Source organism: Paenibacillus tabacirhizosphaerae, assembly GCF_040812395.1.
Lineage (GTDB): Bacteria > Bacillota > Bacilli > Paenibacillales > NBRC-103111 > Paenibacillus_E.
Genome location: NZ_JBFNXH010000004.1, coordinates 183,181 through 198,897 on the forward strand (window position 1 = coordinate 183,181; position 15,717 = coordinate 198,897).

The window sequence follows — 15,717 nt, forward strand, 5'->3', positions numbered from 1 at the left end:
GCGCTACCAAGCGCACAAAAAGCCTCCAACGAAGGACATTCCATTCCTTCGTTGGAGGCTTGCTGTTTCAACCCAGCACGACCCGATCGTCCGACAGCTTGCTGCCGCTGATTTGTTCGAACTCACCGAGCAGTTGCTCCACGGTGAGATCCTTCTTCCGTTCCTCGCTCACATCAAGGATGATGCGGCCTTTATCCATCATGATCAGGCGGTTCCCTAACCGGATCGCCTGTTCCATGTTATGCGTGACCATCAACGTGGTCAGCTTCATTTCGCGCACGATGTCCTCGGTCAATCGTGTGATCAGCTCTGCCCGCGCAGGATCCAGCGCGGCGGTATGCTCGTCAAGCAGCAGAATCTGCGGCTTGGTGAACGTGGCCATGAGCAGGCTGAGCGCCTGCCGCTCGCCGCCGGAGAGCAGCCCGACCTTGGCGCGCAATCGGCCTTCCAGGCCGATGCCAAGGCGCTTCAGCTGCTCCAGGAACACCGCGCGCTTCGCCGCGGTGACGCCGAAGCCGAGCCCGCGCTTCTTGCCGCGGGCATACGCCATAGCGAGATTCTCCTCGATCGTCATGCGAGGAGCGGTCCCTGCCATGGGGTCTTGAAAGACGCGGCCGATCCAGCGGCTGCGCTCGTACTCCCGCAGATGGTGAATACCTTCACCATCGATGCGCACTTCGCCGGCATCCGGCGTCATCACGCCGGAGATGATGTTCATCAGCGTCGACTTGCCGGCGCCGTTGCTGCCAATCACCGTAACGAAATCGCCAGGCTTCAACGTTAAGTTAATGCCGATTAGCGCGATCTTCTCATCGGCTGAGCCAGGGTTGAATAATTTGGAAACGTTCGAGAGCTGAAGCATTACCGCTCACCCCCCTGATTGGATTGTAAAGTCCGCGCGATTAACTCGGCAGAGCGCCGCCTAGCCATCGCTTTCTGCTTAATGGAGCGCTGCACGGATGGGAGTACAAGCGCAATTATTACGATAATTGCCGTGATGAGCTTCAAGTCAGATGCGCTTAACCACTCCACCCGCAGCGCCAGCGCTACGACGATCCGGTACACGATGGAACCTAGTACCGCAGCAAGAGTCGCCTGAAATACGGTGCGCGCACCGAATATCGCTTCCCCGATAATCACCGAGGCTAGACCAATTACAATCATCCCGATACCCATGGAAATGTCGGCAAATCCGGATTGTTGGGCAATAAGCGCCCCGGATAACGCGACCAAACCGTTAGATAAGCTAACACCTAAGATCGTTGTATTATCCGTGTTTGCGCCGAAACTGCGGATCATTCGGGCGTTATCGCCCGTCGCTCGCAGCGCCAGTCCCATATCTGTATGCAGGAATGCATCCAGCAGCAATTTGAACATGATAACGACAATGAGCCCAACACCGATGGGCGACATCGAACCGAACAAGGTATCGGAACCAAGCAGTGAAATGTTCGGCTTGCCCATAATGCGCATATTGATGGAATACAAGGCGATCATCATCAGAATCCCGGATAATAGCCCATTAATTTTTCCCTTCGTATGCAGCAGTCCCGTACAAGCACCTGCTGCAAGACCGCCAGCGAAAGCAGCTACGCAAGCAATCCATGGCGCATAACCATGCGAGATCATGATTGCAGCGATGGCCCCTCCAGTCGTAAAGCTGCCGTCCACAGTCAAATCTGGGAAATCGAGAATACGGAACGTGATGTAGACGCCAAGCGCCATAAGCGCATATAGAAGACCTAACTCTCCGGCTCCCATTAATGAATCCAACATGTGATAACCTCCGTGGTATCAGAATGAACCTACCCGTCCCCGCAATGGACAAAAGGAGTGAACGATTGCTCTCGCTCACCCCTTCTGTGGCAATGCCGGGTTACTGAATAATGTTCTTCTCTTTATCTTTTACTGCATTTTTCATTGCATCCGTTACTTCGATACCTTGCGCTTTCGCTGCTTTCAGGTTCAAGATCAGATCCAGTTTATCAGGAACAGTAACCTTCATATCTGCTGGTTTTTTGCCGTTTTTTAGAATGTCTACAGCCATTTGACCGACTTGGTAGCCATGGTCATAGTATTTGAAGCCAACCGTTGCAAAAGCGCCCTTTTCCACGGTGTCGCGGTCGCTGGAGAAGAACGGAATTTTCTTATCGTTCGCAACTTGAATGATGGAATCCACACCGCTTACAACCGTATTATCGAGCGTGATCAGTAAAGCATCTGCGCGTCCGACAAGGGATTGAGCCGCTTGCTTCACTTCGGACGTGTTCGTAACCGGCGCTTTTACAAGCTTGATGCCATGCTTCGTTAACGATTCCTCCGCATTTTTGGCCATAATGACCGCATTCGGCTCTCCTTCATTAATGACGAGACCGACTGTTTTCACTTTCGGCAGGTTAGCCGCTACGAAATCCATCAACTGCGAGACAGCCTGCGGATTCGTATCGGATGCGCCAGAAACGTTACCGCCCGGTTTATCCAAATTGCTTACGATTTTCGCTGCAAGCGGATCTGTCACGGCTGCGAATAAAACAGGAGCTTTTTTCACTTGCTGCACAACAGCAAGTGCGGATGGTGTCGCGATACCGAGAACCAAATCGTTGTCGCCGGAGGCAATTTTTTGCGCGATGGAAAGATTGTTGGTTTGATCGCCTTGCGCGTTGTTGAAATCAAGTTTGAGGTTCGTTCCTTCAACGATACCTGCATCTTTAAGCGCGGCGATGAACCCTTGGCGTGTGGCGTCCAAAGACGGATGCTCCACGATCTGGGAAATGGCCACTTTGTAAGTCTTAGTCGCAGCAGGTGCCGCCGTTGGCGTGCCGCTTGCGGCCGGGTTGACTGTTTCTGCTTTCTGTCCGCAACCTGCCAGAGTGACAAGCGCCGCGGATAAAACGAGCGTAACTAATGCTTTCTTTTTCAACTGTAAGACCCCTCTCTTTATTCCCATCAGTCGTTTGGACACTACACCGCTTATCCCTTTAACGCTTTCATTCGGCAAAGCGCAGATATATGGGGTACTGCAGGCCCAATCAAACTAAGGTCAATTATTAATTAACCCTAGTTTAATTCGGTAAAGCGTTTCCGTCAATCGTTTTATCCCTGTTGGTAGAAATTTCTGAGCAGCTCGTCCATGACCCGATTTGTCCTAGCTGCTGTAATTCCCGTGCTCGGACTGCGCCCAATCCCCCTCATTTCATCCACGATCGACTGAATCAGCGGCTGTTGAATATGCGCCGGGTTCGGAATGGTCAACATCTCTATATGCCCGTCCGCCAGCTCGATGCGCACATCCTCCCCGAAGGTAGAGAAGCTGATTTTCCCGCAGCTCCCGATAATTTCATTGCTATCGCTGCGCGTGTATGAACTAAAACACCACGCCCCCGTGCCGATAACCCCCGATTCGAACCTATACGTTCCGGTCACCAAATCCTCCACAGCATGCTGGCCCGATTGATTGGCAGCGAAACCGTTCACCTCGCCGATTGGGCCTATTAGGTAATCGAGTATATCCAGCGTATGACTCGCCAAGTCAACGAATAACCCGCCACCGGCAAGCTCAGGCTGTAACCGCCAAGGGATGGATTGATCGCTTGCGGTTGCCCTCATCGTTTGCAGCTGCACAGATTGAACCAAGCGAATCTCGCCGATGGTTCCGCTATCCAACAGCTGTTTGATTTGGTTGAAGCGCGGCAAGCCTCTTCGATAATACGCGACAAATAACGGCACGCCAGCCGCTTCGCAAGCTCTCATCATATCGATGCATTCGGCGTAGTTTCTCGCCATCGGCTTCTCCACATAAACGGGCTTCCCGGCACGCGCAGCCATCAACGCATACTCCCGATGGAAGGCAGGCGGCGTAGCGACATACACCGCATTCACGTTAGGATCTTGAATGAGTGCCTCTGCGTTGTCATACCATGCGGCAACCTGGTGCCTGCGTGCATAATCCTCCGCCAACGCCCCGCTACGCCGCATCACTGCGACGAGCTCAGAGCCTTCTGCTTTCTGCAACGCAGGACCGCTTTTCACCTCCGTCACATCTCCGCAGCCTATAATCCCCCACCGAATTGTATCCATACGCTAACCTCCATTGATTTATTATGTACCGGCAAAATGACGATGAAAGTCGTTCCCTTGCCCTCTACCGATTTCGTCTCCAATTTGCCTCCATGCTTCTGTACAATGCTGAGACATACAGACACAGGATATAGGATTCTTCATTTTCGCAGCAAGCGAAGATCTTACGCACGTCAAGTCCGATCCATTCCTGCTCTTTCCTATGGAGAATCGATTGGAGGAGCTGGCGCACCCTTTCATTGATATAAATAATTTTCCCATACACATCTGTAGCAAAAAAACACCCGGAATCTGGTTGACCATCCAGGACATCGTACTCCGCTTATAGATTAGCTTTTTTGCCAAACGGGCGTAAATTACGTATAACAAACCTATCGTGGATAGCCATACTACCCTGATTAAACCTGCTACGGTTTAAGACGTGTCCCGTGGTATATAGACACCGATCAAGTATGGATAGACCCACAACGGTCAGCAAAACCCACCCCATTATTTTACATACACGCTCGTTCGCCACCCTTACCTGGTAAAGTTCCTTAAACATATGTATTCGACACCAGTGAGCCGCCTCCTTCGCTGAAAAGAACAATCCGGCGTTCAAGGTGCTTTCTGTTCTACTTTGTGCTGCCTTCTTCTTCTCTTTTCCCTAACCTGTTCCATCCGTATTCATAACCACGAACACCCCTGTAAGATTCCGGGTACATTTCGCCTCCGCAAGCTTCGCAAGAAAACGGTGGAGGTACTGCCGGATCACCTATTCCCCATGCACAGCGATTTCGACGGAACTACGGTGCCTTATTCCAAGGTAACGTCCCTTTTCTCCCCCTGAGGCGGAACTGGGGTGCGTTAAATGAGCGAGAATCGTGCCTACACCCCGGCATTTCCCGCTCATAACGTACCGTAGTTCCGCGAAATGTCCTTACAACCGAAAATACCGCCACTTAACGCACCTACGTTCCGCTCACCCGTGCAAAAAGACGATCTATCGCAGATCGAGGGGTATTTCAATACTCCAAACCGTTGTGGCACTTCCGGATCTTCTACGTCCATCATCTCAAATGCGCGTACCACACGATGCGGAATCTCTCCGCTCTGCTAGCTCGTCACACGTACCTGACGACATAGGCTTTCTGGCGTGTTAGAAAGAGGATCCCTATCCCTAATGTTTTAGTTCTGCAAAGGATTTAACCATTCTTATCTGCGAAAAAGATTTATTTTAGGATGGCCGTCTCCAATAATGTTAAAAAAGACATTTCAGCACCTAAGAGTTAGGTATGAAATGCCTTTTTCCTTTATATGCGTGCTTCAGTGTGCGCGAACTGCGCTGCTGGCGGTCTCTTGTTCTGCCAGATCCCCCATGCGCGCCTGATCTTGCAGCTGAAGCTGCTGCGTGGCGAACTCCCGGTACATCTCATGCGACTCAAGCAGTTGCTGATGTGTTCCTGTGCCCGTTACTTTGCCTTTATCAAGGAAGACGATCTGATCCGCGTCTACAACGGTAGACAGGCGATGTGCGATGACGAGCGTTGTGCGTCCTTTCATCAAATTTTGCAGCGCCTGCTGCACAACGACCTCTGACTTGCTGTCGAGGCTTGATGTGGCTTCGTCCAGCATCAAAATCTTCGGATCCCGCAGCAAGGCCCGCGCAATGGCGATCCGCTGTCGCTGCCCGCCAGAAAGCTTAATGCCGCGCTCGCCAACCTCGGTGTCATATTGCTCCGGCAAATCTTCGATGAAGGCATGCGCATAGGCCATCTGCGAAGCGCGCTGCAGCTCCTCCTCGGACACCTCTCGCTCCATGCCGTAGCAGATATTATCGCGAATGGTGCCGGCGATGAGCGGGCTTTCCTGGGAAACATAGCCGATTTGGCTTCTCCAGGAAATGAGCGAGAACTGATCAATGGCTTCATTGCCGAGACGAATCGTCCCTTCCTGAGGCGCGTAGAATCTCTCCAGCAGCGAAAACATCGTTGTCTTGCCGCTGCCGCTTGGCCCAACAATCGCCGTGACTTTGCCCGCATCCATGGTGAAGCTGACATTTTTCAGAACAGGCTCGCCCTCTTTATAACTGAATTTCACTTGATCCAGGTGAAGCGGCAGCGAAGCATTTCTAACAGCATTCCCGGCATGCGGGTTCTCTTCTTCATGGTCCAGTACCTTCAGGATCGTGTCGGTAGCGCCCATCGTTTTCTGCATTTGGTTGAAAAACTGCGTAATCTGCGTAATCGGCATCACAATCTGGAACAAATACAGCATGAAAGCGACCAATTGACCCGCTGTAATAGCTCCCGAGGAAACGCGCATCCCGCCATAACCGAAGAGCACGACCAACAGCATCAGCATGACAAATGAAACGAGCGGCGCCATCAACGCTTGAATTTTGCCTTCTTTTAATCCAAATTGGAACAACCTCTGAATGCCCGAGCTTCCTTCCTGATATTCGAGCGCTTCCGCATTCGCGGCTTTAACTAAACGAATTTCGGAGAGTACCCGATTCAGTATCGAAGTGAAGCTTGCCGTTTCCCCCTGCAGGCCTTTGGAGATTTTAAACATTTGCCGGCCTAGCGGAAAAAGAATGAGGAACGCCAGCGGAAATACGCTGAACATGATCAGTGTCATTTTCCAATCCATATAAAGCAGAACGACGACCGATCCAATGATCGATATAATTCCTGTAATAAAACCTGACATATGCTCCGTGATGAGACCTTTGATCACCGAGGTGTCGTTCGTCATCCGGGAGATGGTATCCCCTGTCTGGTGGTTGTCGTAATAACCGACAGGAAGCACGAGGAGCTTCTTCCACAAGCGGTCTCGAATTCCCGCCACGACGCGCTGTCCTGCATAGTTCAGCAGGTAAACCGAGATTCCTGCGGCAATCGCCTGTGCGACAAAAGCAATCGCCATACCGCTAATCTGCCCCCAGCTCAGGGAGCTAATGGAGAAACTGTCGACGACATTTTTGGTAAACAGCGGGATCACCAGTCCCACTAATGTAGAAATAATGCTTAATCCGAGCGCTATGCTTAACACTAGTTTAGGCGGATTCGCTTGAATGAGCAGGCGGAGGAATGCGCGCCAGTTGCCCTTGCCCGATCGCTCTGTTGATTGGTTTGCAGCAGCCATTTTTACTCTTCTCCTTTACCCGAGCGGACTCCAGGTCCGTCTCTTTGTATGATTGATCTTATAAACGAATCATACACATTCAATTTAAACTGAATGTAAACAAAACAAAAAAGCCTGACATATCCGTTCTCTACGGATTATGACAGGCTTTGGTTACTTTTATTCGAATTATTCCGATGAACCGATACACATTTCTCCCACTCTTTTTCAACTTCCTTGATCATAGGGAGCAGCATATTGTACATGGTAGCGATTTGGGAAAATCGTTGTTGAAAATGCTTGAGCGACTCTTGCTCTTCAGAACCGGAAGTTTCAATGCCAGATAATTCTTGCAGCGTTCTAGCGGCCCAATTATGATAATTTTCTAAATCAGTGAGGATGCGACGAAAATGATTCAAGCTGTAATATTCGGACATATAGTAATAGTCTCTGCGGTCATTGCTGGATGGCATTTTCCGGCACATACCCAGTCGTTCCATATGGCGTATTTGAACGCTTACAGCAGCTTTAGTGACTCCTAGCTGTTCCACAATATCATGCAAACTAAGCGGCCCCGTTGCAAACATGAGTTGCGTAAATATTTTGCCAACCAAAGGGCTGAAGCCTTTACTCTCATAATTCAACGATAAGAAATCGCTTATATGCTGCTTCCACTCAGAGAAAGTTTGTTCATGTTGATCCATCCCTTACTCTCCCTTGCTGACAAGAAATTTTGATTACGTAACATTATCATAGACTAATTACAGAACGACAGTCAACATAATGACGATTTTTGGCAAACATCGACTTTGTGAACATTGTGCAACATTTCGCCCAAAGGATTGACATGGGAATATATGAGACTTATATTTAGTATCGTTAACAATGTTGTTAACGTTAAATACAGTAAGTAAATTAATTACTGCAATTCCCTACATACAAAGAGGAGATGACCATCTTGAAAAAATCACTACAAATTCTCACAACAAGCACATTAGCCACTGTACTTCTTTTGTCCGGAGCTGCCGCTTCTGCAGGTAAAGCTTCTGCCGCTGAAGCATCCGCTTCAAAGGCCACTCTGCAAGCAGGCTCCTTCGCCAGCCAACTTATCCAATACCGTCTTTCTAATCTTGCTCAAGATGCTGCTTTCGTATCCGGTAAAGAAACTAGCGATATCCAAAGCGCACTTGCAAATGGAAATAATTTGATCCAAGCGACGAATCTTACCAGCAAAGACATCCTGAATGGTTTGACGCCAATCATCTACGAAGATCTGTACCAAGCACAAAGCTTCGGTTTGATTACAACCGACGAATTTAAAGCTGCCGAAGATGAAGCTGCGGGGCAACTCAGCCAAGTCATCGACACTAACGGCTATCAAGCAACCTCTAAGAACAGCACCGCTGCTCTTGCACATATCGTAATCAATCGTTTGAATAACGTTATTGTAGACACCGCTAGTTATGGCAAGAAAGACACAAAAGATGTTCTCGACGATCTTCACTACGGCAAATCCCTAGTCGCTTCCGCAGGCTCACTTGATCCAGGCGAATTGCAAAGCAAAATGCTGAATGCCCTCAGACAAGAACTTCAATTCCAAGTGACTATGAATCTCGCTTCTCAAGCTGACGTTAATACATATTACGCTCTAGCAGCCGATAAACTCACGAACATCCTCAATACGCCTGGCTATCAACCTGTTGTCAAGAAAGCCACTCCAGCAGATTTGGACAAATTAGTGAGCAGCCGCATCAGCCATATCATCAATGATACTGCTTTCTATGCCCACAAAGATTTGAGAGACGTCCTGGATGACCTGCATCAAGGCAAAACGCTGATCGCTTCTGCGGCTTCCTTAGATCCGGGCGAGCTCAGTACCAAACTGTTGAACAGCATCAAACAAGAACTTCAATTCGAAGTGACCTTGAATCGTGTTACACAAGCAGATGCCGACAAGAGCTATGCCGCAGCCACTGCCAAAATTTCAGATATCATTAGTACACCTGGCTATCAATCCGAAGAAGATAAACCCGCTCCTGCCGACTTGGAAAATCTGATAAATTCCCGTATTGATCGTATTATCAGCGATTCAGCTTTCTATGCGGATAAAGATTTGCAAGACGTTCTCGATGATCTGTACCAAGGCAAATCGCTTGTCGCTTCCGCGGCTTCCTTGGACCCGGGCGAACTCAACGCCAAACTGTTGAATAGCATCAAACAAGATCTTCAATTCGAAGTTTCCATGAATCGCGCTACACAAGCAGATGCCGATAAGAGCTACGCGGAAGCCGCTGCTAAAATTTCCAACATCATTAGCACGCCTGGGTATCAGCCAGAAAAAGCCCAGCCTGCTGCCACTGATTTAGAGAAACTCGTATCGGTTCGTATTGATCGTATTATCAACGATACGGCTTTCTATGCAAATAAAGATGTGCAAGACGTTCTGGATGATCTTCATCAAGGCAAAACGCTCGTCGCTTCCGCTGCTTCCTTGGACGCTGGCGAACTCAAAGACAAAATGCTGAATAACGTCAAGCAAGATCTTCAATTCGAAGTTTCCATGAATCACGCTACACAAGCAGATGCCGATAAGTATTATGCGGAAGCTGCTGACAAAATCGCTTCTATTATTTATACACCTGGTTACTCAGCTAACAATTAATCTATAGCAACGAAAAAACTGCCCTCTATGCTTATGCAATGGAGGGCAGTTTTTCTAGGTTATTCGAATAGGCCGACTTTATTCGCGAAGGACTTAACCGAACATCGTTCCCCAGAACATGTGCTCGAAAGGCATTTTCACCACACAGCCATCCGATAGAGGCTGACAATCTCCCCGCCAAGCGCCTTCACGTAAAACTCAGCATGCTTTCTGGCATCGCTGCTGTAAATGTACGGACTTAGTGTAGCCACGCGGGAGAGATAAGCAACTCCGCAGGTTTACTGCTTAAAGAAGCCGTCCAGTTCCTCGTATGCAAGCGTATGTTGGAGCAACTGCGGCTCCAATTCCTCGAAAAAGGTCGGCGTCGCGCCCACTTCCAGCTTCTCAGTATCCAATGCATACACGGCTACGCGATACAGATGATCTCCCGAATAACGGGGAGGCTCCATCCCGTAGTAGGCATTCAGCTCTTTCCCTGCTGGAAGCGCGCTTGCCGCCCCCTCCTTCAATTCATGGGTACTCACCGGGATGTTGAGCACGCTCCAATGAATGAAGTTATCCGCTATCGGATGCAAATCATACATCACAACGGCAAAAGACTTCGTACCTTCCGGCGCATGGCTCCAGCTTACAGGCAAACTTATATTTTGACCGCCGACTACACCCCCGTGTGCGTACTTCACAGGGATATCCGCATAAGCGGAGAAAGCATCGCTTTGCAGCTGAATACCACCTTTGCCATGCGTTGAGGACACGGAAAGCGTTCTGCTCGCGGAGTCCCAACGAAGCTCAGCATGGAGCGCCAGCGAAAGCAATCGCGCCGAGACCATGAGATGCCCGTCGATCATAACAGCTTCGTGATCCAGTTCATAGCTGATCCCATTGACGATGGTCGTCGCTTGTCCAAGCTGCTGGGATACCGTGAAGCCCTCGCCTGCCAATTGCGCCGTGCTCGTTTCCGCATCCCACTTGAGCTCGCTGCCTTTCGCCTCAAATACGGCGCGAAGCGGAACCAAAATCTCCGTGTTGATCATTGCCCCCTGAACGGGAAGAGCCTTGCCATCCACCTGGATCGTAACCGGTGTGTTCCATTTCAAATAACCCTTCACATTGCTCATTACATCTTTCTTGGGCTCAGTTGGCGCAGCCGCTGGCGACTCCGCCGCAGCATAGGCCGGCAACAGAACTGACACCAATAGTGACGCGGTAACAATAGAACGATACATTTCCTTTTTTAATCTCATCTTCTTCCACTCCTTCAAAGTTTGGTTGTCCATTCTTCTTGTTTTTGAGGTAAAATAGATAAAAGCCTCAACAAGTTTTTTATAATTGTTTTTATCACGATCGTGTGTTTTTATGTTATATTTAATTTGATCCTATGTCAATAAGGGATGTGAATTTATTTTGCTTTCCATCGAAAAACAGCTGCTGTTCTTGTTGTCGCGCACGGACAGCATGGACGCGCAGGAGCTTATTCGCATTTATGAGAAAAGGAGCTACTCCGCCCCATATATCCGTAATGGTTTGGCTAAATTAAAGAAAGAGGGTTTTGCCAGCACCCCCTCGCGCTCCCGCTACCAGATCACCGGTGAAGGACGTGCTTTCATTCAGTCCATTAATCAAAAGCCCCAGCTTTACCAAGAGACTTGGGATCACACTTGGCATCTGGTTATGCTGCAAATTCCGGAGTCCGAGCGCAAAAAGAGAGACCAATTCCGCTCCGATATCGTCCAAGCGGGCTTTGGTCTGCTTTATAATAGCGTCTATATCTCGCCTTGGGTATTGAGGAAAGAGGTCGCTCAACTCATCGAAAAACATGGTCTGTCCGGTCAGGCTACGCAGTTCCATGGCTCCATGCTGGACACTTCGATTACTGATGCCGAAGCGGCCTCCATCTGGCCCTTAGAGCAGGTAGCCGCCATTTATCGTGAGAAATGGGCTTGGTTCACGGCGGAGTTCGAGCCTGCTGTGCAAAAAGCCCTGCATGAGCAGCATGCAGAGCCGTTAACGCTTTTCACCGCCTATCTGCATCTGGGCGAAGTCATCAGCGAGTTGTATTTGGCGGATCCCATGCTTCCGGGAGAGCTTTTGCCTCAGAACTGGGAAGGCCGAACGATCCTTCATAAGCTTCAGGAACATCTTCAAGCGCTTGCACAAGCTATTCCAACCGATTCGGTATACGCGGCTTTTATCCAGTCTTGACTAGGCAGCTTCTAAAAATAAGGAGGGATTTCAATGAACACTTTTGCCTTTTATAATCCAACAACACTCTATTTCGGCAGTGGCCAACTGGAGAAATTAACAACCGAGGTACCCAAATATGGAAAGAACGTGCTGCTCGTTTACGGCGGCGGGAGCATTAAACAGAACGGTATTTACGAGAACGTGTTAAAGCTGCTAAAAGGCGTAGATGCAAACGTCATTGAGCTTAGCGGCGTTGAACCGAATCCTCGCTTAACCACCGTGCATCGCGGTGTGGAATTGTGCCGCAGCCAGCAGATCGACCTCATTCTGGCCGTAGGCGGAGGCAGTGTTATCGACTGCGCCAAAGCGATTGCTGTGGGTGCCAAATACGAAGGAGACTTCTGGGACATCGTCACGCGCAAAGCTGCGGCGACAGGTGCACTGCCACTTGGCACAGTGTTAACAATCGCGGCAACGGGCTCGGAAATGAACTCCGGCTCCGTGATTACCAATTGGGAAACGAAAGAGAAATATGGCTGGGGCAGTCCATACGCGTTCCCGAAATTTTCGATTCTCGATCCCGCTCATACAGCTTCCTTGCCTGCGAATCAAACCGTCTATGGCATCGTCGACATCATGTCCCACGTGTTCGAGCAGTACTTCCACCATGGATCCAACACACCGGTACAGGACGGCTTCAGCGAAACAATCCTGCGCACGGTCATTGATACAGCGCCGCGCCTGCTTCAGGATTTGCAGAACTTTGAGGAGCGCGCAACCATTCTGTACAGCGGCACGATGGCGCTCAACGGCGTGCTGAGCATGGGCATCCGCGGCGATTGGGCGACGCATAACCTCGAGCATGCGGTGTCCGCGGTTCACGACATTCCGCATGGCGGCGGCTTGGCCATCCTGTTCCCGAACTGGATGACCCATACGCTGGATGCGAATGTCGGGCGCTTCAAGCAATTCGCCCAGCATGTCTTCGGCATCGACGCCGCAGGCAAAACAGACCGCCAAGTGGCTGAGGAAGGCATCGCGGCGCTTCGCCAGTTCTTCAATTCTATTGGCGCACCGGCCAGGCTCGCTGATTACGACATTGACGACTCCACCATCGAGCTGATGGCGGACAAAGCGATGGTATACGGCGACTTCGGCAACTTCAAGAAGCTGACGCGCGACGATGTCATTGCCATCTATCGCATGTCCTTGTAATCGTAAGAAAAAGCTAGCCTGCGGCCAGTTTCTCTAAACCCATACGTTTGAGCATGGGGAGGTAATGTATACGGGGTTCCATCGCTTTTCCACCCCATATACATTGCCTCCTCTGTTCTACTTTGTGCTGCCTTCTTCTCTTTTCCCTATCCTAACTTCCATCCGGCATTCCTACCAATGAACGCCCCTGTAAGAGTAAGATTCCGGGTACATCTCGCCTCCGCAAGCTTCGCAAGAAACCGTGAAAACGTGAGACAGCCGCCATGCAGCGGCGACGCAACGCGCACCCGAGGAGATACTGCCGGACCGCCTATTCGCCATGCACAGCGATATCGACATCGACGGAACTACGATGCCTTATTCCACGGTAACGTCCCTTTTCTCCCTATGAAGAGGAACTAGGGTGCGTTAAATAAGCGAAAATCTGCCGAAAACCCAGCATTTCCTGCTCATAACGCACGGTAGTTCCGCGAAATGTTCCTACAACCGAAGATACCGCCTCATAGCGTATCTACGTTCCGCTCACTCATGCAAAAAGACGATCTATCACAGATCAAAGCGGTAGTTCAATACTCTACACCGCTGTGGCTCTTCCGGATCTTCTGCGTCCATTCTGTCGAATGCTCGTACCACACAATCAGTGCAGAACTTCTCCGCTCTGCGAGTTCGTCACACACACAGACATGACGACGTAGGCTTATCCGCTTGAGAAGGTATCCCTCACGCTTTAGTTCTGTAAAGGATTTAACCCATTCGGTTAAAAAAAACAGAGTGCACGGCCGCAACAGCGGCCTGAGCACTCCGTTTCTATTTTCCACAAGCTAAGCTCCAGCCATTATTAAGGCTGTTGCTTCAACAATTCAACATCCGTCCACGTCCGAGATCCATTGTGGGACCAATTCGTAATCGTATTGCTAAAGGGATTAATCGTGAATAAATCGCCTGCTCGGTCTCTGTAGATGAAACTGCCATCTCTATCATCCGGGGCGTTCGATAGACGTTTCAGATGCAAGTCTTTATCCACTTCATACAAGCCGTCTTTGGCCGCATCTACGGGCTCCGTCGCCATCGGAAATCTTCCCGTTGATGGATCTACGCTCATCGGCCCCTCCTTGCTTTGCGGTTTCCCATACAGCCGCACGATCATCCGACCGTCTGGATCCACCGGGTTCCTGGTCGGACTCGTAAGTCCGATCGGCGACACGTCCTGCTCGTTCCAAGCATCATTGGCGACCTTGATCTCCCCATTCTGATCCATCAACGCCAACAAACCAGACCCCCGATAGAAAAAGTGCCGGCCAAGCTTGCGCTCACTCGCGATCCAAACCGTACCATCCGTATTTTTCTGTACAAATTGCGGTAAATAAGGATACTCCGTTACAGCCCTTACCTTCCCGTCAATGATCGAAAATAGCTGATAGCGGCTGTTAGGCGGCGGTCCAATCACCGCGATAGGAAAATAGGTATACACGCCAAGCAGCTTCCGCTTGTCATCAATCTCGTATAAAGTGCCTTCGATTCGAAGTGTCGTTTCCCCTAAAATATGCTGCTCTTCCTCTCGCAGCGCTGCGAGCTCCAAACCTTGGTAGATCAGCTTATTGTCCTTTCTCTCAACCGTAACCGACACCCCTTGACCCGCCCGGGTCTGAGCGGCCTTCTCCACCTTGTCGCGTATGGCGGAAGCTTGATCGGGCTGAAGCCAAACCGGCTTGCCTTGCAAGGTTTTGGAGACTTTCATCATAAGCGGAACTTTATCCCTTATCACACTTGTATCTATGTACAGCGCCTCATCATCGTCATAAACGATTTGCTGCATGACCTGATCCTGACCACTCCACACCGCGAGACCGTCTTCATCCTTCCACTGCAAATCCATCATGAGCCTCGTATGCGCAAACTCCCAGGTCAACGGCATATACGTCACATTTCGGAATTCCAGAAAAGGGTACGTCTCCTCCTCATTCTTCACGGGGCTTCCCCACAGTTCGATCGGGTAATCGGCGACATGCGCCGTATACGCGCGGTTCGATGCGTTATGCGCCGTTAGGGTCTGCGAATAGGGAGCCTTCTCCAGAGCAGGATAAATCCCGTAATTGGTAGCGCAGCAGATTTTATATACTTTTAAGCCCTCCGAATCGCTCCACTCGGAAGAGATCTCCAGCTCCTGCAGCGTATCCCAATTCAAGGGGGCGTACGTAATATCTTTATAGACAATAAACGGGTATTCACTTTGCCCGTTATTGATCAAATTCCCATTCACTTTCACGGGAAAATCGGCGACTTGCACCTTCACAGCTCCGCTCGCCGCCCCGGCTGCACTTGGCAATAAGGAGACAACGAACAGGATGATCAGCCAGGAGAACGCCATTTTTTGCAACATTAACTCACGTCCTTTATCAGAATCAACTTCTGTATAGACGCGCAATATGTAAAAAAGTTACATAAGCCATATTAAAATGTAACCTTATAGCCAT

Annotated in this window: 11 protein-coding genes; 3 read left to right on the forward strand and 8 right to left on the reverse strand. The window is 50.0% G+C overall.

Going from position 1 to position 15,717, the window contains the following annotated elements; genetic code table 11:
- Positions 1-67 precede the first annotated feature (67 nt).
- The 6 genes from ABRS97_RS09360 to ABRS97_RS09385 all read right to left on the reverse strand — a co-directional run bounded on the left by ABRS97_RS09360 (position 68) and on the right by ABRS97_RS09385 (position 7,886).
- Positions 68-862 (reverse strand): ABC transporter ATP-binding protein, encoded by a 795-nt coding sequence (locus ABRS97_RS09360; protein WP_367813158.1) that lies wholly within the window; start codon positions 860-862, stop codon positions 68-70.
- Positions 862-1,776, reverse strand: coding sequence for an ABC transporter permease (locus ABRS97_RS09365; protein ID WP_367813159.1), 915 nt, complete (start codon positions 1,774-1,776; stop codon positions 862-864). The genes ABRS97_RS09360 and ABRS97_RS09365 overlap by 1 nt, the downstream gene beginning before the upstream one ends.
- 100 nt (positions 1,777-1,876) lie before the next feature.
- A complete protein-coding gene (locus tag ABRS97_RS09370) occupies positions 1,877-2,920 on the reverse strand; it encodes an ABC transporter substrate-binding protein (RefSeq protein WP_367813161.1) in 1,044 nt (347 codons plus the stop codon).
- Positions 2,921-3,093: 173 nt separating this feature from the next.
- Complete coding sequence (locus tag ABRS97_RS09375) at positions 3,094-4,077, reverse strand: Gfo/Idh/MocA family protein (RefSeq protein ID WP_367813162.1); 984 nt, start codon at positions 4,075-4,077, stop codon at positions 3,094-3,096.
- A 1,305-nt stretch (positions 4,078-5,382) separates the two neighbouring features.
- Positions 5,383-7,203: an ABC transporter ATP-binding protein gene (locus ABRS97_RS09380; protein ID WP_367813164.1), complete on the reverse strand. Its 1,821-nt coding sequence runs from the start codon at positions 7,201-7,203 to the stop codon at positions 5,383-5,385.
- Positions 7,204-7,340: 137 nt separating this feature from the next.
- The gene (locus tag ABRS97_RS09385) at positions 7,341-7,886 is read right to left on the reverse strand and encodes a GbsR/MarR family transcriptional regulator (RefSeq protein ID WP_367813166.1); all 546 of its coding nucleotides are present in this window, start codon (positions 7,884-7,886) and stop codon (positions 7,341-7,343) included.
- Positions 7,887-8,140: 254 nt separating this feature from the next.
- On the opposite strand from ABRS97_RS09385, the gene ABRS97_RS09390 reads away from it, so the two are divergent.
- Positions 8,141-9,844, forward strand: a complete 1,704-nt coding sequence (locus ABRS97_RS09390) for a hypothetical protein (RefSeq protein WP_367813168.1) — start codon at positions 8,141-8,143, stop codon at positions 9,842-9,844.
- 278 nt (positions 9,845-10,122) lie between these two features.
- Here ABRS97_RS09390 and ABRS97_RS09395 read toward each other — a convergent pair whose 3' ends face one another.
- A complete protein-coding gene (locus ABRS97_RS09395) occupies positions 10,123-11,088 on the reverse strand; it encodes a YbhB/YbcL family Raf kinase inhibitor-like protein (RefSeq protein ID WP_367813169.1) in 966 nt (321 codons plus the stop codon).
- A gap of 160 nt (positions 11,089-11,248) precedes the next feature.
- On the opposite strand from ABRS97_RS09395, the gene ABRS97_RS09400 reads away from it, so the two are divergent.
- Together ABRS97_RS09400 and ABRS97_RS09405 are read left to right on the forward strand one after the other, a co-directional pair.
- Positions 11,249-12,046, forward strand: coding sequence for a PaaX family transcriptional regulator C-terminal domain-containing protein (locus ABRS97_RS09400; protein WP_367813171.1), 798 nt, complete (start codon positions 11,249-11,251; stop codon positions 12,044-12,046).
- Positions 12,047-12,079: 33 nt separating this feature from the next.
- Entirely contained in the window at positions 12,080-13,243 is a 1,164-nt protein-coding gene (locus ABRS97_RS09405; RefSeq protein WP_367813172.1) for an iron-containing alcohol dehydrogenase, read from the forward strand.
- 838 nt (positions 13,244-14,081) lie between these two features.
- On the opposite strand, the gene ABRS97_RS09410 is transcribed toward ABRS97_RS09405, so the two are convergent.
- Positions 14,082-15,623, reverse strand: a complete 1,542-nt coding sequence (locus ABRS97_RS09410; protein ID WP_367813174.1) for a hypothetical protein — start codon at positions 15,621-15,623, stop codon at positions 14,082-14,084.
- Between the last annotated feature and the right edge of the window lie 94 nt (positions 15,624-15,717).